The 18,620-nt window shown below is 71.9% G+C and carries 17 protein-coding genes and 1 pseudogene; 16 read left to right on the top strand and 2 right to left on the bottom strand.

Annotated elements, in window-relative coordinates; translation table 11 throughout:
- Nucleotides 1–724, top strand: a pseudogene (locus tag GEV28_RS35045) (hypothetical protein); the annotation flags it as partial.
- A 582-nt stretch (nucleotides 725–1,306) separates the two neighbouring features.
- On the opposite strand, the gene GEV28_RS35040 reads toward GEV28_RS35045, so the two are convergent.
- Nucleotides 1,307–2,206, bottom strand: a complete 900-nt coding sequence (locus GEV28_RS35040; protein WP_291417420.1) for a LysR family transcriptional regulator — start codon at nucleotides 2,204–2,206, stop codon at nucleotides 1,307–1,309.
- Nucleotides 2,207–2,276: 70 nt separating this feature from the next.
- Between GEV28_RS35040 and GEV28_RS35035 the strand changes: the two genes are divergently transcribed.
- The 10 genes from GEV28_RS35035 to GEV28_RS34990 all read left to right on the top strand — a co-directional run bounded on the left by GEV28_RS35035 (nucleotide 2,277) and on the right by GEV28_RS34990 (nucleotide 12,025).
- Entirely contained in the window at nucleotides 2,277–3,017 is a 741-nt protein-coding gene (locus GEV28_RS35035; protein WP_291417418.1) for an SDR family oxidoreductase, read from the top strand.
- Between the two features lie 72 nt (nucleotides 3,018–3,089).
- Entirely contained in the window at nucleotides 3,090–3,497 is a 408-nt protein-coding gene (locus GEV28_RS35030) for a hypothetical protein (RefSeq protein WP_291417416.1), read from the top strand.
- 651 nt (nucleotides 3,498–4,148) lie between these two features.
- The gene (locus GEV28_RS35025; RefSeq protein ID WP_291417414.1) at nucleotides 4,149–5,165 is read left to right on the top strand and encodes an amidohydrolase family protein; all 1,017 of its coding nucleotides are present in this window, start codon (nucleotides 4,149–4,151) and stop codon (nucleotides 5,163–5,165) included.
- A 17-nt stretch (nucleotides 5,166–5,182) separates the two neighbouring features.
- Nucleotides 5,183–6,163: an ABC transporter substrate-binding protein gene (locus tag GEV28_RS35020; RefSeq protein WP_291417412.1), complete on the top strand. Its 981-nt coding sequence runs from the start codon at nucleotides 5,183–5,185 to the stop codon at nucleotides 6,161–6,163.
- Nucleotides 6,164–6,259: 96 nt separating this feature from the next.
- Nucleotides 6,260–6,739: an NUDIX domain-containing protein gene (locus GEV28_RS35015; protein WP_291417409.1), complete on the top strand. Its 480-nt coding sequence runs from the start codon at nucleotides 6,260–6,262 to the stop codon at nucleotides 6,737–6,739.
- 16 nt (nucleotides 6,740–6,755) lie between these two features.
- Entirely contained in the window at nucleotides 6,756–7,706 is a 951-nt protein-coding gene (locus tag GEV28_RS35010; protein WP_291417407.1) for a DUF4037 domain-containing protein, read from the top strand.
- Nucleotides 7,707–8,049: 343 nt separating this feature from the next.
- Nucleotides 8,050–8,400 carry a hypothetical protein gene (locus GEV28_RS35005; RefSeq protein ID WP_291417405.1) on the top strand — a complete coding sequence of 117 codons (351 nt, stop codon included), beginning with the start codon at nucleotides 8,050–8,052 and terminating at the stop codon, nucleotides 8,398–8,400.
- Nucleotides 8,401–8,449: 49 nt separating this feature from the next.
- Complete coding sequence (locus GEV28_RS35000; protein ID WP_291417403.1) at nucleotides 8,450–9,583, top strand: acyltransferase; 1,134 nt, start codon at nucleotides 8,450–8,452, stop codon at nucleotides 9,581–9,583.
- Nucleotides 9,584–9,701: 118 nt separating this feature from the next.
- Nucleotides 9,702–10,547, top strand: coding sequence for an IclR family transcriptional regulator (locus GEV28_RS34995; RefSeq protein WP_291417402.1), 846 nt, complete (start codon nucleotides 9,702–9,704; stop codon nucleotides 10,545–10,547).
- Nucleotides 10,548–10,678: 131 nt separating this feature from the next.
- On the top strand, nucleotides 10,679–12,025 hold the full coding sequence (locus GEV28_RS34990) for a glucarate dehydratase family protein (protein ID WP_291417400.1): 1,347 nt from the start codon (nucleotides 10,679–10,681) through the stop codon (nucleotides 12,023–12,025).
- A 229-nt stretch (nucleotides 12,026–12,254) separates the two neighbouring features.
- Here the strand turns inward: GEV28_RS34990 and GEV28_RS34985 are convergent, their stop codons facing one another.
- Complete coding sequence (locus GEV28_RS34985) at nucleotides 12,255–13,145, bottom strand: LysR substrate-binding domain-containing protein (RefSeq protein WP_291417398.1); 891 nt, start codon at nucleotides 13,143–13,145, stop codon at nucleotides 12,255–12,257.
- 95 nt (nucleotides 13,146–13,240) lie between these two features.
- Between GEV28_RS34985 and GEV28_RS34980 the strand changes: the two genes are divergently transcribed.
- From GEV28_RS34980 to hisS, 5 genes are read left to right on the top strand one after another with little or no spacing between them, the layout of a single operon-like run.
- Complete coding sequence (locus tag GEV28_RS34980; protein ID WP_291417396.1) at nucleotides 13,241–14,158, top strand: 5-dehydro-4-deoxyglucarate dehydratase; 918 nt, start codon at nucleotides 13,241–13,243, stop codon at nucleotides 14,156–14,158.
- A complete protein-coding gene (locus tag GEV28_RS34975; protein WP_291417394.1) occupies nucleotides 14,155–14,907 on the top strand; it encodes a hypothetical protein in 753 nt (250 codons plus the stop codon). The genes GEV28_RS34980 and GEV28_RS34975 overlap by 4 nt, the downstream gene beginning before the upstream one ends.
- A complete protein-coding gene (locus tag GEV28_RS34970) occupies nucleotides 14,904–16,232 on the top strand; it encodes an enolase C-terminal domain-like protein (RefSeq protein ID WP_291417392.1) in 1,329 nt (442 codons plus the stop codon). The genes GEV28_RS34975 and GEV28_RS34970 overlap by 4 nt, the downstream gene beginning before the upstream one ends.
- The gene (locus GEV28_RS34965) at nucleotides 16,229–17,143 is read left to right on the top strand and encodes a 2-hydroxyacid dehydrogenase (RefSeq protein ID WP_291417390.1); all 915 of its coding nucleotides are present in this window, start codon (nucleotides 16,229–16,231) and stop codon (nucleotides 17,141–17,143) included. The genes GEV28_RS34970 and GEV28_RS34965 overlap by 4 nt, the downstream gene beginning before the upstream one ends.
- Nucleotides 17,144–17,189: 46 nt before the next feature.
- Complete coding sequence (gene hisS, locus GEV28_RS34960; protein ID WP_291417388.1) at nucleotides 17,190–18,482, top strand: histidine--tRNA ligase; 1,293 nt, start codon at nucleotides 17,190–17,192, stop codon at nucleotides 18,480–18,482.
- Nucleotides 18,483–18,620: the final 138 nt, after the last annotated feature.

Genomic DNA, 18,620 nt, shown 5'->3' with positions numbered 1-18,620 from the left:
GCACGAGAAGCGGGTGGCGCAGCGGCGGGTCGATGCGTATCCGACCGAGGACGGTTGCGCCGCGCTCACCGTGCACGGCCCGGCGGCGCGGATCCAGGTGGCAGCGAAACGAGTGGACGCGATCGCCCACCAGCTCCGCGACACCGGCGGCGCCGACGGCCGCACCCTCGACCAACTCCGCTCCGATGTCGCCCTCGACCTGCTGGCCGGCGAGGACTTCGAACACGCCAAGGTGATCGTTCAGGTCACGTTGCCGGCCCGCGCCGCGCTCGGGGTGGACAACACCCCCGGGCATCTGGTCGGGTACGGCGACATCGCCGCCCAACAAGCCCTCGACCTCGCCTACCAAACCGACGCGACCTGGCGACGGATCCTCACCGAACCCGCCACCGGCCGAGTCCTGGACGTGGGACGGCGCCGCTACACCCCACCCGCCGCGTTGCGTGACCACATCCAGGCCGCCATGCCGACCTGCACGGGGCCCGGTTGTGTCCGCCCCGCCGCGCAGTGCGATTTGGATCATCGCGAGCCATTCCCGGTGGGGTCGACCGACGAACACAACGTGCACCCCGCCTGCCGCAGCCACCACCGCGGTAAGACCTTCGGCGGCTGGAAGATCATCAAACGCGGCAGCACCCTGGAATGGATCTCACCCTGCGGCTTCCGCTACCCCCACACACCAGAACCCCTCACTCACCCCGAACCCGCACCACCACCCTTCTGATCGCTGGCAGTACGGGTCGTGCCGGTCCTTCAGCTTCGGGCGAAGGCGTGCTCCGCGGATCTTGGCAGTCGGGTGAGGCTACCTGGGGTGAAGCTACGCCTCGACATCGACAGGCCCGAACATCCTAAGTAGACTGTCGTGGTCGAGTCCGAGATCGGACGCGCTCTCGATCAGAATCTGGCTCCGAAGCGGATACGTCCTCGGTTGGTGGAGTCCGCCGCTCGGATGCTGGGTGGTATGTCGCGGTCGGATCAGCGGCCCAAGGGCGAGATCCACCTTCCACCCTTCGTGGCCGGCGGAAAGACACTCGCACGACCACACCGAATCCGACCGCGTCGATGCGCACGTCCTGGCCATCCGCGTCCGCACGCCACTGCTGGCGGATCGAACACGACTACCGCGTGCTCACACTCGCCCAAGCGTTCTGCACCCTGCTGCGACTCGACCCAAGAGCGGTTGCGCCGGCCTCACCGGCTGCGCAGTTCTCCGCGAACTGCAACAACTCCCCGTCGTCATGGCCGGCGCATGCCACACCTGCCAACGCCCCTTCCCTTGGCACACAACGACCTGACAAAAGCACTACTAGGCGATGTGCTCGAGTGAGCCGAAGGACGTGGCGACCCGGACGAACCCGGCGAGCCAGCGGCTCCGCGCGCCCGCCGCCCACGCGATCGCGATCACGTACGGGCTCGCGTCGTGGACCGGCCGGTAGACGACGTCCTGGCGCTGGTTGCGGGCGGCGAGTGAGGACGGGACCAGCGCGACCGCCTGGCCCAGCGCGACGACCTCGACCAGCTGCGAGCTGTCCTGAATGGACGGACCGGTCACCGGAAGCGAGGAGGGCACGCGGTCGCGGCCGGCCCAGTAGTCGAGCTCGTCGGGTGTCGCGTTCTGCCAGAGGGGCATCGGCTCGCCTGCGAGGTCGGCCACCGACAGCGCGGGCCGCGCGGTGAGCGGGTGCGCGGCCGGAAGGGCGGCCACCCGCGGCTCGGTGACCAGCGGCTCGGCGTCCAGGTCGGGATCGGTCCGCGGCGACCCGACGAGCGCGAGGTCCACCCGGCCGGACCGGATCAGGCCTGCCTGCTCGCCGTAGCCGCTGACCAGGATCTCCACCGACGCGGCGGCCGGCTGCGACCGGTAGGCCTCGACGATCCGGGTGAGCAGCGCCGACGCGATGCCCGGTTTGGCCGTCGCGACCAGCGTCGGCGTGTCCAGTGCCGCCCGCCGGGTCCGGTGCGCGGCGGCCGACACCGCGTCCAGCACCCGCTCGGCCTCGGCCAGGAGTGTGTCCCCGGCCGGGGTGAGCGTGACGCCTCGGTTGTCCCGTTCGAACAGCCGCACGCCGAGCCGCCGCTCCAGCCGCGAGATCGCCCTGGACAGCGGTGGCTGCGCCATGCCGAGCAGCGCCGCCGCCCCGGACAGGCTCCGCTCCCGCGCGACCGCGCGGAAGTAGCGCAGCTCGCGCACCTCCAGATCCGCCATACCCGCAGGGTATACCGCGGGACCCGGCCGGTCCTTCCGCGCGGGGCCTGGCCGCCGGTGGACTGGGGGCATGCGCAACGGAGAGATCGCGCTGGTGACCGGCGCGAACAAGGGGATCGGCAAGGAGATCGTCCGGCGGCTCGCGGTCGAGGGGTTCACCGTCTACCTCGGCGCCCGCGATGAGGACCGCGGCCGGGCGGCCGCCGAACAGACCGACGGCGATGTGCGGTTCGTCCACCTCGACGTCACCGATGAGGACTCGGTGGCCGCCGCGGCGAAGCGGGTCGAGCAGGCGCACGGCCGGCTCGACGTGCTGGTCAACAACGCCGGCGTGGCGGTCGAGTGGGGCGTCGCGCCGGAGCGGATCGGGGCGGACGTGCTGCGCCGGGCCTACGCGGTGAACGTGTTCGGCGTGGCGAGCGTGACCCGCTCGGCGATCCCGCTGCTGCGGGAGGGCAGTCGGGTGGTCAACATGTCCAGCCCGCTCGGCTCGCTCACCCTCATGAGTGACCCGGCGAGCCCGGTGTCCACCCGGCACCTGCTGGCCTACAGCTCGTCCAAGGCAGCGCTCAACGCGCTCACCGTTCTGTACGCGAATGTGCTGCGCCCCAAGGGAGTCCTCGTCAACGCCGCCAACCCGGGCCTCGTCGGCACCGACCTCAACGGCCTCGACGCGGAACGCGACGGCGTGCGCACGGTCGAGCGGGGCGCCGAGGTCCCGGTCCGGCTGGCGTTGCTCGCCGCGGACGGCCCGACCGGCGGCTTCTTCGGCGACGACGACCACGCGACGGCCGGCGTCGTGCCCTGGTGAGGTTTCACCCCCTGCGTCGGTTGCGCAACGATTACCCTTGGTCCGGACAGCCGGACCGAAGGAACCAGGGGTATGGCTCGGGACCGCGGGGCCGAGTCGCTGGCGACGTCGTTGGCGCAGATGGCGCGTGACCTGCTCGGCCAGGACACGGTGCAGGACACGCTCGATCGCATCGTGACGCACGCCGTGTCGCTCGTGGAGGTATGCGAGTTCGCCGGCCTGCTCGCGGTGGAGGGCGGCCGGCCGCGCACGCTCGCCGCCACCGCCGACGCCGCTTGCGAGTCCGACCGGATCCAGGTCGAGCTCGGCGAGGGCCCGTGCCTGGACAGCACCCGGCAGCACGTCCAGATGGTCTACCGGATCGACGACATCGACACCGTCGAGGACCGATGGCCGCGCTACGCGCCCAAGGCTCGCGAGCTGGGCATCGGCAGCCGTATCGCGTTACCGCGTCGCAAGATCTCCACACCGTCACGGTGACCTGGCCTCGTCCACGGACACATCCTCGACCCCGGGCCTTTACCGCCACGATGAGCTCGGCGTCGACGCCCTCGAGCGCGTCGAGCCGCTCCCGGGTCGCCTCGAAGTACCGCGACCCCAGACTCATCGTCGTCCGGGCGTCCTTGTCGGGCCCGTCCGGCTCGACCACCTTGACCTCGCGGTAGCCGAACAGCTCCTCCAGGTCAGCCTGCCGGCTCTTGTCGATCAGCAACTGGCTCATCGTGACGCCAACCCACACCGCGCCGACGATCACCAGGACGCCCGATACCTTGTACCAGCCCAGGGCGCAGCCCGAGCACGACGAACGCCGAACACATGGCAATGACGGCACAGAGCCAGAACAGCACGCCGAGCTCCCGACGGACTGTGGACGCGCGATGATGGGTCACTCGGATATCGCCACCTTCCATGACGTGTGGCGGTAAGCGCCGGTTCCGCGCGTTGGGGGCGTTCGCTCGCCTACGATCTGCGACGTGGACGCGTGTCAGGTGTGCGGCAAGCCGTGATCACGGCGGGCATTCACCGGCCTACCTGCGGCCTCTTGTTGACGTCGTGCGGCGTGATGCCTATTGTTCCGGTGTCCGCCGCCCTGCGAACATCTGTTCTCTATGCGAACAACGAGGTCCGCTCGTGGAGAAGATCGACGCGTTCTGCCACACCATGCCGAAGGCGTACTATGACCGCTTCTTCGGCATGGAGACCTCGCCAGCAGCGGCGAACATCCGCCGCCGCGTCTCGAAGGTCCCCTCGCTGGTCGACCTCGACGTCCGGTTCAGGCAGATGGACGAGTTCGAGAACTACCGCCAGATCATCAACGTCTGCGCGCCGCCGGTTGAGGACCTCGGCTCGCCGGCGGTCTCCCGGGAGATGGCCAGGATCGGCAACGAGGCACTGGCCGAGCTGGTCGAGCGCCACCCCGACCGGTTCGCCGGCTTCATGGCGTGCGTGCCGATGGACGACACCGAGGCCGCCGTCGCCGAGGCCGAGTACGCGTGCACCCAACTCGGCGCGCTCGGCGCGCAGATCTACACGCACGTGCACGGCCACCCGATGGACGACGAGCGCTTCGAACCGTTCTACGCGAAGATGGCCGAGCTCGACCGCATGGTCCAGGTGCACCCGTGCCGCAACGCGGACTGGCCGGACTACCCGACCGAGCAACGGTCCCGGTACGAGATCTGGTGGACCTTCGGCTGGGAGTACGACCTTTCCGCGTTCATGGCGCGGATCGTGTTCGGCGGCGTGCTCGAGCGGCACCCCACGCTGAAGTTCCTGATCCATCACGGCGGCAGCATGGTGCCGCACTTCTCCGGGCGGGTCGGCCCCGGCTGGGACCAGCTCGGCGAGCGCACGCCGGACGGCCAGCGCGAGCTCGTCGAGGGATACCCGCTGTCGCGCCGGCCGCTGGACTACTTCCGGATGTTCTACGCCGACACCGCGATGTTCGGGGCGGCGCACGCGCTGCGGTGCACGATCGACTTCTTCGGCGCAGACCGGGTCCTGTTCGGCTCGGACAGCCCGTTCGACCCGGAGAAGGGGCCCGGCTACATCCGGGCGACCATCGCGAACATCGAGGAGATCGGGCTCGACGACGACCAGCGCGCCGCGATCTTCCACGGCAACGCGCGCCGGCTGCTCGGCCTGTAGCAAAGGAGGCGGTCCTCATGGCACGGCGTTCCATGTTCGCGCTGCTCGGCACGGCGCTGCTGCTCGCGGTGGCCGGCTGCGGCGGAGGCAGCGAGCCGAGCGGCCAGGCCGGCCCGAGCCTGGAGGCCCCGGTCTCGATCAAGGTCGGCGACATCCAGGGCGCCCCGGCCTCGTTCATCGCGTTCGGCGAGGGGAAGGGGATCTTCGACAAGCACCAGCTCGACGTGAACCTGGTACCCCAGGAGGGCGGCGCCGCGATCATCCCCAACCTGGTCTCCGGCGAGATGCAGATCGGCGGGTCCAACATCGTGTCCGTCCTGCTCGCCCGCGACGCCGGCCTGCCGGTGCAGATCATCGCACCGGGCACGTCGGTCGGCGCCGACCCGGACAAGGACTTCTCCGCCGTCATCGTCGCCAAGGACAGTCCAATCGAGACACCGAAGGACCTGGCCGGCAGGACGGTCGCCGTCAACACGCTCAAGAACGTCAGCGAGGTGACGCTCAAGGCGAGCCTCGAGGACACCGGCGTCGACGTCTCCTCGGTCAAGCTCATCGCGATGCCGTTCCCGGACATGCCGGCGGCGGTCGAGAAGCACCAGGTGGACGCCGCGTTCGTGATCGAGCCGTTCGCCACGATCGCGCGCAGCCAGGGCGCCCGGTCGGTGATCCGGCCCTACGTCGAGTCGATGGCGAACCTCGCGGTCGGCACCTACACCGCGACCGAGGAGTACATCCAGCAGAACCCCGCCGTGGTCGAGGCGTTCCAGGCCGCCGTGGCGGAGACGGCGAAGTACATCACCGACCACCCCGATGAGTACCGAGCCGCGCTGCCGGACATCACCAAGCTGGCGCCCGACCTGGCCCCGACCGTCAACATCCCGCGGTGGGGCGAGCGGGTCGACCTCGGTTCGCTGCGGTTCCTCGGCGAGAAGATGGCGACCTACGGCCTGGTCGAGAAGGAGCCGGACGTCGAGGCGGCGGTCTACACCGCCTCCTGAGGCTCGCCGACCAGCTCCACAGTTTTGCCCCCCGCGAGTCCAACCTTCACGACCCGCGAGTCCAACACTCTCGACCGGGCGTGGTTATGGTCGGGGGTGGAGATTCTGCGGACGCGGCCGGCTGCTCGGGTCATCTGTCTCGACGTCGACGACCGGGTGCTCCTGCTGCGGTGGCGGGATCCCTCGAACGGCGCGTGGCTCTGGGAGCCGCCCGGTGGGGGGATCGAGCCGGGGGAGACGCCGTTCGACGCGGCGCGGCGGGAGCTGTTCGAGGAGACCAGGTTGGATCCGTCGGCCGTGGGCGAGGGGTTCGCGGTCGTGGAGCGGGACCTGCGATGGGACGGGGCCCGGCACGTCGGGCCGGAGCAGTTCTTCCTCGCACGCTTCGACATCGAGCGGCCGGAGCCGCGGCGGAGCGGGCTGCTCCCCGACGAGCAGGTCAACCTGCACGCCTACGCCTGGGTCGCCTGGGACGGTATCGACGAGCTCGCCGACCCGGTCGAGCCACCACAACTGCTCGACGTGCTCCGGCAGCTCGCGCCGGACGGGCCCTGGGCCGATTGGGTCGCCTCGTAGCGGCGACCCCGGCACCATGGCGGCCGTGTTCGTGCCCGGTCTGGAGCTGTCGGCCCGTTACTACCGCGACGTCGTCGCGCCCGAGATCCGGGTCCCACACGCCGCGGCGCGGATCGGGACCGGGTCGGAGGTGCTGGGGTTCGACACCGAGCGCTCCACCGACCACGACTGGGGCGCGCGGCTCCAGCTCTTCCTCACCCCCGAGGACACCCGTAAGCACGCCGCCGCGACGACGAGCCGGCTGCCCGAGCGGTTCGGCGGCCACCCCACCCACGTCCAGATCGTCGACCTCGGTAGCTGGTTCCGGCGGCAGCTCGGGTTCGACCCGCGGGAGCCGATCCGGCCGCGGCACTGGCTGGCCACGCCGACCCAGTCGCTCGCCGAGACCACCGCGGACGCCGTCTTCCACGACGACCGCGGCGAGGTCACCGCCGCCCGCGCCGCGCTCGCCTGGTACCCGGACGACGGGTGGCGCCACGTCCTCGCCGGGCAGTGGCAGCGCATCGCCGAGGAAGAGGCGTTCGTCGGGCGGTGCGGTGAGGTCGGGGACGAGCTCGGGTCCGCCGTCGTCGCCGCACGCATCGCCCGGGACATCATGCGGCTCTGCCTCCTGATGCGCCGGCGCTACCCGCCTTACAGCAAGTGGCTCGGCAGCGCCTTCGCCCAGCTCCCCGACGCGGCCACGCTGACCCCGGCCCTCACCGCCGCCCTCACCGCCGCCGGCTGGCGCGGCCGGGAGGCCCACCTGGTCACCGCCTACGAGCACGTCGCCACCGTCCACAACGAGCTCGGGCTCACCGATCCGGTCGACCCCACGACCCGCGACTACCACGACCGCCCGTTCCGCGTCCTGCACGCCGAGCGGTTCGCCGAGGCACTGCGGACCCACGACGACTGGCCACCGCAGGCCGACCAGTACCTCGACACCGCCGACGACGGGCTCCTCCGCGAAGCGGCCCGGAGGTGACCGACCGGTAGCCGCTCGGGAGGGGTCCCAAGCAACCCTCGGCACACTCGGCCGCACACGAGAAGCCGAGCACGAGGGTGGGGGACGTTGGCGCTGCTGGAGCCGGGAACCCAGATCACCGACACGCTGACCGTCGGCCGCCGCCTCGGTGAAGGCACCTACGCCGAGGTCTACCGGGTCGAGCACGCCTACCTCGGCCGGCAGGCGATGAAGCTGGTCAAGCGCGTCGCCTCGCTCGCGGAGACCAACCGCATGCTAGAGGAGGGCCCCGGAGGACGGCACCGCCCAGCGGGTCGCCGCGCTCGCCGGCCCGGAGGTCGACGTCCGCCGCGGGGACGGGCAGGTGCGGGTCGTCTTCCACGACGGGCTCTTCGGCCCGGACGGCACGCGGCTCACCCCGGCCGGCCGGGACGTCCTGCGCGCCTGGGGCCGGCGGCTCGCCGGCCGGCCGGTGACCGCGACCGTCATCGGTCACGGGGTGCCGGTCGCGGGTGGGCCCACCAGTGGCGGGTCGAGCGTCGCGGTGGCCAGGGCGGTCGCCGCCGCGCGGGTGCTGTCCGACGTCAGCGGGCTCCCGCTCACCGCGTTCAGCGTGACCAGCGCCGACCAGTCCGCACCGGCCCACCCGGGCGACGGCCCCGGCGCCCGGGGCCGCAACCGCACCGTCACCCTCGCGATCGTGCCCGGTCGCTGACCGCGCGGCGTCTGGACAAGATCCGGGTCGGTCGGCGAGAGTCTGCAAGGTGACCGAGCAGCGCCTACCGCAGGTCGACAACGTGAAGACCGCGTTGGTGGCGTGGGTGATCGGGGGTCATGCCCTCGCCGGTTACACCGCGGTCGGCGGCTGGCCCTACGACGAGGTGAACGAGGTGTCGTTCACCCCGGCGGGGGAGCTCGTGCTCGTCGCGGTCGTCGGACCGTCCGGGATGTTCGTCATCGGCGGGTTCTTCTTCCTGGCCGGCCTGTTCACCCCGCGCTCGCTCGAGCGCAAGGGCCTGCGCCGGTTCACCCTCGACCGGATGTTGCGGCTCGGGCTGCCGTGGGCGGCGACCGCGTTCCTCATCTGGCCGTTGACGATGTGGCTCGCCTACCGGGTCGCCGGACACGACGGGTCGGTGTGGTGGGTGGTGACCCACCGGTACCCGCTGTTCGACGCCGGCTCGCTGTGGTTCGCGTTCGTGCTGCTGCTGTTCTCGATCGGCTACGCGGTCTGGCGCACGTTGTGGCCGGCGGACGAGGACGCGCCGGCCCCGGGCGCCGGGCGGCTCGTCGCGCTGGCCGCCGGCATCGCGGTCAGCTCGTTCCTGGTGCGGCTGTGGTTCCCGGCCAAGAGCGGGCAGATCTTCGACCTGCACCTGTGGCAGTGGCCGCAGTGCCTGGCGATGTTCCTGCTCGGCCTGGTCTGCGCGCGGCACGGTTGGGCGCGGGAGATCCCCGACCGCATCCGCCGCGCCAGCACGATAGTCGCGGTGGTCACCCTCTGCCTCGTGCCGGTTCTCGGGATCGCCATCGGCATCACCGACCTGGCCGCCGACATCGGCCCCTTCCTCGGCGGCTGGACCTGGCAGGCGGTGACCACCGTGATCGTCGAGGGCGTCCTGGTGGTCGCGGGCTCGCTGTGGTTGCTCGGTCTCGCCCAGCGGCACCTCACCCAGCACGGCCGGTTCGCCGGGGCGTGCTCCCGCGCCGCGTTCCCCGCGTTCGTCATCCAGGGCCCGGTGCTGATCCTGCTGGCGCTGGCGCTGCGGCCGGTCGCGGCGCCGGCCGAGGTGAAGGCCCCGCTCGTGGCGGCCGCCGCGCTGGTCGGCTCGTTCTGGCTGGCCTGGCGGCTGGTGACCCGGGCCGAGCCGGCGAGGGCGTCACGTCATGCGCGGTGACGCCGTGCCGACGCGTACGCGATTCCGTTTGGGTATCGACGCTGGACGGCTGGCACCGCGGGCCCGCACCGTGCCGGTAGCGTTGCCTGGTCGAAAACCCCGCGGCAGGAGGGCATTGATGGCTGTACCGACCGCGCGACCGGACGGCGGCACACGCGGCGGCCCGGACCCGGACCCGCCCGAGCGCGGCGTGCGGGAGGTCAAGTCGGCGGCCCGAACCCTGGAGCTGCTCGAGCTCCTCGCGGCCCGGCGCAACCGTCCCGCCCGGCTGCGTGAGCTCAGCGAGGCGCTCGGCATGCCGCGCAGCAGCTGCTACGCCGTGCTGCGGACGCTCACGAAGCACGGCTGGGTGCGCACCGACGCTTCCGGCACCCTGTACGGCATCGGCATCCGGGCGCTGCTCGCCGGCACCACCTACCTCGACACCGACCCGTTCGTGCGGATCGCGAAGTCGGTGCTGGACAACCTGGGCGAGCACCTCGACGAGACGTTCCACCTCGGCCGCCTCTCCGGCGGCGACGTCGTGTACCTCGTCACCCGCGAGTCCGGCCAGTACCTGCGCCCGCACAGCCGGGTCGGCCGCAGGCTGCCCGCGTACTCGACCGCGCTGGGCAAGGCGCTGCTCGCCGAGCTCGACGCCGACGAGCTCGCCGCGCACCTGCCCGGCGAGCTCGCGCCGCTGACCACCCACACGATCACCGACCCGGCGACCCTGCGCCAGGACCTCGCGTCGGTCCGGGACCGCGGGTACGCCGTCGACCGCGAGGAGAACACCGCGGGCGTCAAGTGCTTCGCGGTGCCGCTGCGCTACGCCGAGCCGGCCGTCGACGCGATCAGCTGCTCGGTGCCGCTCGCCCGGCTCACCCCGGCCAGGGAGGAGGACGTCGTGGCCGCGCTGCGCCGGGCGAGGGAGGCGATCGAGCAGTCCGCGGGCTCCGTGGAGCTCGGCATTCTCGACACCTGACTCATCTCCAGGACCCATGCCCTGAACGACGCGCATTGGACGTCCAGTGCCCTGAACGCGTCGTTCAGGGCGCATCTCCGATCCTGTCGAGCGTCTACTCATGTGGACATCGGTGAGTTAGGCTCAGGATCGTGGCCGAGTACCCGCACCGCATCCAGGACGTTCGCGTCACCCCGGTGGCGTTCCGCGACCCGCCGCTGCTGAACACGGTCGGCGTGCACGAGCCGTTCGCCCTGCGCGCGATCGTCGAGGTCGTCACCGACTCCGGCCTGTCCGGGCTCGGCGAGACCTATGGCGACGCCGCCCACCTCGCCCGCCTGCACAAGGCCGCCCTCCAGCTCACCGGGGTCGACGTGTGGCACACCCAGGAGGTCGCGCGGCGTGTCGCCGCGGTGGCCGACACCGGCGCCGGCGGGCACGGCATGAGCGAGCTTGCGAGCGAGTCATTCAACGCAGGGCGACCGCGAGCGGCATCACCGAGCCTGCGAGGGGATGGCATGAGTGGGATGGTGACCGGCAGCCGCACGGCCGACCGGGTGCTGTCGCCGTTCGAGGTGGCCTGCCTCGACATCCAGGGCAAGGCGATCGGCCGACCCGTGAGCGACCTCCTCGGCGGCGCGGTCCGCGACCGGGTCGACTACAGCGCCTACCTGTTCTACAAGTGGGCGGGCCACCCCGGCGCCGAGCCGGACGAGTGGGGCGCCGCGCTCGACCCCGACCAGCTCGTCGCGCAGGCCCGGCGGATCGTCGACGAGTACGGGTTCACCGCGATCAAGCTCAAGGGCGGCGTGTTCCCGCCGGAGCAGGAGGTCGCGGCGATCCTGGCGCTGCGCGAGGAGTTCCCCGACCATCCACTTCGGATCGACCCGAACGGCGCGTGGAGCGTGGCGACCTCGGTCCGGGTCGGCGAGGAGCTCGACGGGGTGATCGAGTACCTGGAGGACCCGACCACCGGCATCGCCGGCATGGCCCGGGTGGCGCGCGCGGTGCCGATGCCGTTGGCCACCAACATGTGTGTCGTCGCGTTCGACCAGGTGCGCACCGCGGTCGAGGAGGACGCCGTGCAGGTCGTGCTGTCCGACCACCACTTCTGGGGCGGGCTCAACCGCTCCCGCGTGCTGGCGTCCGTCTGCGACACGTTCGGGCTCGGCCTGTCGATGCACTCGAACTCCCACCTCGGCATCAGCCTCGCGGCGATGACCCACCTCGCCGCCGCGACGCCGAACCTCGGCTACGCCTGCGACACGCACTGGCCGTGGAAGCACGCGGCCGACGACGTGGTCGTGCCCGGCGCGCTCGCGTTCGTGCGCGGCGCGGTCGCGGTGCCGACCGGCCCGGGCCTGGGCGTCGCGCTCGACCGGGACGCGCTCGCCCGGCTGCACGAGCAGTACTTGTCCTGCGGCATAACCGAACGCGACGACACCGGCTACTACCGCCGGCATGCCACCGACTTCGACCCGACCCCGCCCCGGTGGTGAAGCCCGTTGGTCGTGCTGACCGACCCGGTCATGGCGGGGGACGGCCACGGCGGCGAGCGTCCTGGCGAGTGGGCGCCGGGCGGAACGGAAGACCGCATCGTCTCTCCGAGGTCTGGGTCGTCGCTACCGGACCGCGGGCCGACTGTCGGGGCCGACAGGGCTGCCGTCTATGGACGCGCATTCGGTCTCCACTTGTAGACGGTGACGGTAAGCGCGGGTGGGCAAGGCGTCACGAGGCGGGTTCGGTGAGCCGCAGCAGCGAGTCGAGCGCCGGGTTGGCGTGCTCGACCCGCCAGACGCAGTGCGTCTCGACGAGGTCGGGGGCGATCCCGTCGATCTCGGTGAACGCCAGGTTGGGCAGCCGCAACCGGGCGGCGGCGCGGGGCACGAGGCCCAGCCCGACGCCGGCGTCGACGAGCGCGAGGAGGCTGTGCACCTGGCCGACCTGCTGGACGTAGCGCGGCTCGACACTGGCGCCGTGGAACACGCTTATCACGAGCTCGTGCAGGTAGCGGGCGGCGACGGGGGCGTAGGTGACCATGTCGTGGCGGCCGATGTCGGCCGGCGACGGCGGCCGGCCGAGCTCGGTGACCGCGTGCCCGCGCGGGCAGGCGAGGATCACGCTCTCCGTGTGCACGAGCCGCACGTCGAGCACCTCGGAGGCGGGCACGCCACGGGCGAGGCCGACATCGATGTCGCCGGCGAGCAGCGCCTCGACCTGGTCGCGAGTGACCATCTCGGTGAGCGTGAGCTCGACCGACGGCAGGTTCCTCGCGATCGTGCGGATCCACGTGCCGAGCACGGTGAGAGCGGAGATCGCGGTGAACCCGATGCGCAGGCTGCCGGCGGTGCCGCGGGCGGCGTTGCGGGCCGCGACCGGCGCGGTGTCGGCCAGGTTCAGCATCCGCCGCGCCTCGGGCAGGAACGCCTTGCCGGCGGGGGTGAGCAGCACCGCGCGCGGCGTGCGGACCAGCAGCTCGACCTCCAGTGCCCGTTCCAGCTTCTGCACCTGCCGGGACAGTGGCGGCTGGGTGATCCGCAGCCGTGCGGCGGCCCGGCCGAAGTGGCCCTCCTCGGCGACCGCGACGAACCCGCGAAGCTGCTCGAGCGTGAACGGCATGCCTGAAAGGTATCAATAAATGCAGTCTTGGTGTTAGACAGGTATCGCAGGCGCCCATACGCTGAGAGCATCCCGACGACCCTGGAGTCTGCCCCATGACGCTGCGAAGTCCGGAGTCCCTGCGCGACACCCTCGGCGCAGGGCTCCTGTCCTTCCCGGTCACCCATGCTGCCGCCGATCTCGGGTTCGCCGAGGACGCCTACCGCGAGCACATCGCGTGGCAGGCCTCGTTCCCCGTCGCCGGCCTGTTCGCGGCGGGCGGCACGGGGGAGTTCTTCGCGCTCACCCCGGACGAGGTCGCGCGCGCGGTGCGGGCCGCGATCGCCGTCGCGCCGGACAAGCTGGTGCTCGCCCCGGCGGGCTACGGCACCGCGCAGGCCGTCGCGATGGCCCGCGACGCGGAGGCCGCCGGCGCGTCGGGGCTGCTCCTGCTGCCGCCGTACCTGACCGAGGTGCCGCAGGAAGGCCTGGTCGCGCACGTCAAGGCGGTGTGCGCGGCGACCGGGCTCGGCGTGATCGTCTACCACCGGGCCAACGCGCGGTTCACCTTCGACGCCGTGCGGGAGCTCACCGACAGCTGCGCCAACCTGATCGGGTTCAAGGACGGCATCGGCGACGTGGACCTCATGACCCGCATCCACGCCCGGCTGACCGGCCGGATGGTGCTGGTCGGCGGACTGCCCACGGCCGAGACCTACGCGTTGCCGTACCTGGAGATGGGTGTCACGACCTACTCCTCGGCGATCTTCAACTTCGCGCCGGAGTGGGCGCTGTCGTTCTACGCGGCGGTGCGCGCCCGCGACCGGGAGGCCGTCTACCGCAAGCTCGACGAGTTCGTGCTGCCGTACCTGGAGATCCGCGACCGGCGGGCCGGCTACCCGGTGTCGATCGTGAAGGCCGGGCTCACCGCGGTCGGCCGGGGCGCCGGGCCGGTGCGCCCGCCGCTCGCCGACCTGACCGCCACCGAGCTCGGCGCGCTGAAGGCCCTGATCGAGAAGGTGAACCTGGCATGACCACGACCCTGGAGCTCACCGGCGCGATGCTGATCGGCTCGGCCGACGTGCACGGCGCCGCGCTGGGTGCCGGCTTCGTTGCGTCGGTGACCACCGGGGCGGGCCAGCTGTGCACGAGCCCGGGGCTCGTGTTCGCCGTCGGCGACGCGTCCGAGTTCCTCGCCGCGGTGGCCGGCGCGGTGTCCGCGGCGCCGGGCGCGGCGATGCTCACCGCCGGCATCCGGCAGTCCTACGCCGACGGTGTGGCCCGGCTGGCGGTCGGGGCGACCGACGGCGCGATCGCCGAGTGCGGGCGGGTCGGCCTGTACGTCACCGACGGCGAGACGTTCCTCGCGGACCCGACGTTGCAGGAGGAGATCTTCGGCGCGACGTCGCTGGTCGTGCGGGTCCGGGACCTCGCGGAGCTGGACCGGATCCTCGACTCGCTGGAGGGCCAGCTGACCGCGACCGTGCACGCCGCCACCGCCGACCACCCGGCCGCGGCCGCGTTGCTGCCCCGGCTGGAGCTGCTGGCCGGGCGGGTGCTGTTCGGCTGGCCGACCGGGGTCGAGGTCGGTCACGCGGTCGTGCACGACGGCCCGTTCCCCGCGACGTCCGCGCCGTCGACCACGTCGGTCGGCACGCGCGCGATCGAGCGGTTCCTGCGCCCGGTGAGCTACCAGAACGTGCCCGACGCGCTGCTCCCGGAGGAGCTCCGCGACGGCAACCCGCTGGCGGTACCCCGGCTGCGTGACGGGTCGCCCGAGTGAGCGTCCCGGTCGTCACCGGCTACCGCGTCGTCCCGGTCGCGGGGCGGGACAGCATGCTGCTCAACCTCAGCGGCGCGCACGGCCCGTTCTTCACCCGCAACCTGCTGATCGTCACCGACTCCGACGGCCGTACCGGCGTCGGCGAGGTGCCCGGCGGCCCGGCGATCACCCGGACCCTGGAAGAGGCCCGGGACCTGGTGGTGGGCGCCCGGGTCGGCGACCACGACGCGGTCCTGCGGGCCGTGGCCGTGCGGTTCGGGGACCGGGACGCGGGAGGCCGCGGCGCGCAGACGTTCGACCTGCGGGTCACCGTCCACGTCCAAGCGGCCGTCGAGTGCGCGCTGCTCGACCTGCTCGGACAGCTGCTCGACCAGCCGGTCGCGGCGTTGCTGGGCGAGGGCAAGCAGCGGGACCGGGTCCGTGCCCTGGGCTACCTGTTCTTCGTCGGCGACCGGTCGAGGACCGACCTCGGCTACCGCGACGAGTCCACATCGGACGACCCGTGGTTCCGCGTCCGGAACCAGGAGGCGCTCGACGCCGGGGCGATCGTCGCGCAGGCCGAGGCGGCGCAGGCGCGGTACGGGTTCACCGACTTCAAGCTCAAGGGTGGCGTGCTGCCCGGTGACGAGGAGGTCGAGGTGATGACGGCGCTGGCGGCGCGGTTCCCCGACGCCGACCTCACCCTCGACCCGAACGGGGGCTGGCTGCTCGACGACGCCGTCCGTCGCGCGCGGACGCTGCGCGACGTCCTCGCCTACGCGGAGGACCCGTGCGGGGCGGAGGCCGGCTACTCGGGCCGCGAGGTGCTCGCCGAGTTCCGCCGCGCGACCGGCATGCGGACCGCGACGAACATGGTCGCCACGGACTGGCGCTCGCTCGGGCACGCGGTGCGGCAGTCCGCTGTGGACATTCCGCTGGCGGACCCGCACTTCTGGACGTTGCGGGGCTCGGTGCGGGTGGCCCAGCTGTGCCAGGCGTGGGGGCTGACCTGGGGGTCGCACTCGAACAACCACTTCGACGTGTCGCTCGCGATGTTCACCCACGTCGCCGCGGCCGCGCCGGGCGACATCACGGCGATCGACACGCACTGGATCTGGCAGGACGGCCAGCGGCTCACCCGCGAGCCGATCCCGGTGGTGGACGGCCGGCTCGCGGTCCCGGACGGCGGCGGCCTGGGCGTCGAGCTGGATCCGGACCGGGTCGAGGAAGCACACGAACTGTACCGTCGCGAGGCGCTCGGCGCGCGCGACGACGCCGTCGCCATGCGACACCTGGTGCCGGGCTGGACGTTCGACCCGAAGCGCCCGTGTCTGGAGGCTGGATGAGTGTCCTGCAGGTGTGCCCGCTGCTGCCGTCGGTGGAGCGGGCGCTCACCGAGGGGTACCAGGCGGTGCGGCTGTTCGAGCGGCCGGGCTTCCTTGCCGCACACGGCGACGAGGTCGTCGCGGCGGTGACGAGCTCCCGGTTCGGGGTCACGAACGAGCAGCTGGACGCGATGCCGAAGCTGGGCGCGATCGTCCACTTCGGAGTCGGCTACGAGACCACCGACCTCGCCCACGCCCGCGCGCGGGGCGTCGTGGTGAGCAACACCCCCGACGTGCTGAACGACTGCGTGGCGGACCTGGCGGTCGGCGGCCTGATCGACGCGATGCGCAGGCTGTCCGCGGCCGACCGGTTCGTGCGGCGGGGCGAGTGGAACCACCCGCTGGCGACGAAGGTGTCCGGCAAGCAGGTCGGCATCCTGGGCCTCGGCCGCATCGGCCGGGCGATCGCGCGGCGGCTCGAGGGCTTCGACATGAAGATCAGCTACCACTCCCGCACCCCGGTCGGCGGGGTGTCCTACCAGTACGTGCCGTCCCCGGTGGCCCTGGCCGCCGAGGTCGACGTCCTGGTCGTCGCCACCGCGGGCGGCCCCGCCACCGCCGGTCTGGTCTCGGCCGAGGTGCTCGACGCCCTGGGCCCGGCCGGCTACCTGGTCAACATCGCCCGCGGCAGCGTGGTCGACGAACCGGCCATGGTGGCCGCCCTGGTGGAAGGCCGCCTGGCCGGCGCCGCGCTGGACGTCTACGCCGACGAGCCCAACGTCCCGCCGGAGCTGCTGGACGTGGACTCGGTGGTCCTGTTCCCGCACATCGCGAGCGCCACCCACGAGACCCGCGAGGCCATGGGCGAGCTCGCGCTGCGCAACCTCCGGCAGTTCCTGACCGACCGCACGCTGGTGACGCCTGTCGAGTGACTGTCCGCAATCTGAACGTTCAAGGTCGAACGTTAGGCTCAGTGTCGTGTCCCAGTTCTTGCCCACCGCTCCCTACCGCGGCACGCGTGACTTCCTGCCGGCCGAGATGTCGGTCCGGACGCAGGTGTTCGGCCGGCTCTACGACGTGATCGAGCGGTACGGCTACCAGCGCTACGACGGCCCCATCCTCGAGCCCGTGGAGATCTACGAGGCGAAGTCCAGCCGGGAGATCGTCGAGCAGCAGCTCTACACACTCACCGACCGTGGCGACCGGCGGCTCGCGCTGCGCCCGGAGATGACCCCGTCGGTCGCGCGCATGATCGCCGGCAACGCCGGGCGGCTGCAGTTCCCGGTCCGCTGGTACAGCCACCCCAACTGCCACCGCTACGAGCGCCCCCAGCGCGGGCGGGTCCGCGAGCACTGGCAGATCAACGTCGACGTCTTCGGCTCCGACAGCGCCGCGTGCGAGATCGAGTTCTTCGAGCTCGTCCACGACCTCATGGCCGCGATCGGCGCCACCCCCGACATGTGGCGCCTGCGGGTCAACGACCGCGTCCTGCTCGACGCCATGCTCACCGGCGTCGTCGGCATCGGCGCCGACGCGGTGCGCGACGTCGCCGGGCTCGTCGACCGCTGGGAGAAGTACCCGGCCGACAAGCTCGCCGCCGACGCCGCCGCCATGGGCCTCACCGACAAGCAGTTCGACCGGCTCACCGAGGTCCTCGCCGCCGGCCGCGCGGTGCTCGACGAGATCCCCGGCGAGGTCAAGGAGCAGTCCAAGCTCATGCGGGTGCTGGACTCCACCGCCGCCGACCTCGTCACGTTCGACCCGCTGATCGTGCGCGGCTTCGACTACTACACCGCCACCGTGTTCGAGGTCTTCGACACCCACCCGGACAACCGGCGCTCCCTGTTCGGCGGTGGCCGCTACGACAACCTCGTCGGGCTGTACTCCGCGCAGCGCATCCCGGGCTTCGGTTTCGGCATGGGCGACGTGACACTGTTCGACTTCCTCGGCACGCACGGTCTCCTGCCCGAGGCCCGCAACGAGATCGACGTGGTCGTCATCGCGACCGAGGCCGAGCTGGCCGACGCCGCCCGGACGGTCGCCCGCGGGCTGCGTGGCGCGGGTGTCCGCACCTCGACCCCGCTCGACATTCGCAAGCTGGGCAAGGAGATCCAGCGCGCGGACAAGTCCGGCGCCCGCGCGATCGTGATCGTCGGCCGCGACGACTGGGACGCCGGCACGGTCACGGTCCGCGACCTCGCGTCGGGCGAGCAGCGCCAGGTCCAGGCCGACGCCACCCCGGCCGAGGTCCGTTCGATCCTGGACAGCTAGGCCATGTCTCGCGGATCTTGGATCGTGGTATTCGCGCCCAGATGCCCCCTGGCCGCGTTGTCGGAAGGCCCGAATACAACCCGGTATGAGCGACCTTCCGCCGCCTTGCCAGGAGCCATCTGGATCACGAATCCCATC

Source organism: Actinophytocola sp. (assembly GCF_009379765.1).
Taxonomy (GTDB): domain Bacteria; phylum Actinomycetota; class Actinomycetes; order Mycobacteriales; family Pseudonocardiaceae; genus Actinophytocola.
This window is presented reverse-complemented; position numbering and strand designations above follow the sequence as displayed.

What these genes read in the sequence shown, in the direction of transcription:
- GEV28_RS35010 (WP_291417407.1), top strand. Translation starts at nt 6,756, where the DNA reads ATGGCGGCCGTGTTCGTGCCCGGTCTGGAGCTGTCGGCCCGTTACTAC.
- GEV28_RS35040 (WP_291417420.1), bottom strand. Translation starts at nt 2,206, where the DNA reads ATGGCGGATCTGGAGGTGCGCGAGCTGCGCTACTTCCGCGCGGTCGCG.
- GEV28_RS34995 (WP_291417402.1), top strand. Translation starts at nt 9,702, where the DNA reads ATGGCTGTACCGACCGCGCGACCGGACGGCGGCACACGCGGCGGCCCG.
- GEV28_RS35030 (WP_291417416.1), top strand. Translation starts at nt 3,090, where the DNA reads ATGGCTCGGGACCGCGGGGCCGAGTCGCTGGCGACGTCGTTGGCGCAG.
- GEV28_RS34975 (WP_291417394.1), top strand. Translation starts at nt 14,155, where the DNA reads ATGACCACGACCCTGGAGCTCACCGGCGCGATGCTGATCGGCTCGGCC.
- GEV28_RS35035 (WP_291417418.1), top strand. Translation starts at nt 2,277, where the DNA reads ATGCGCAACGGAGAGATCGCGCTGGTGACCGGCGCGAACAAGGGGATC.
- GEV28_RS35020 (WP_291417412.1), top strand. Translation starts at nt 5,183, where the DNA reads ATGGCACGGCGTTCCATGTTCGCGCTGCTCGGCACGGCGCTGCTGCTC.
- GEV28_RS34980 (WP_291417396.1), top strand. Translation starts at nt 13,241, where the DNA reads ATGACGCTGCGAAGTCCGGAGTCCCTGCGCGACACCCTCGGCGCAGGG.
- GEV28_RS34965 (WP_291417390.1), top strand. Translation starts at nt 16,229, where the DNA reads ATGAGTGTCCTGCAGGTGTGCCCGCTGCTGCCGTCGGTGGAGCGGGCG.
- GEV28_RS34985 (WP_291417398.1), bottom strand. Translation starts at nt 13,145, where the DNA reads ATGCCGTTCACGCTCGAGCAGCTTCGCGGGTTCGTCGCGGTCGCCGAG.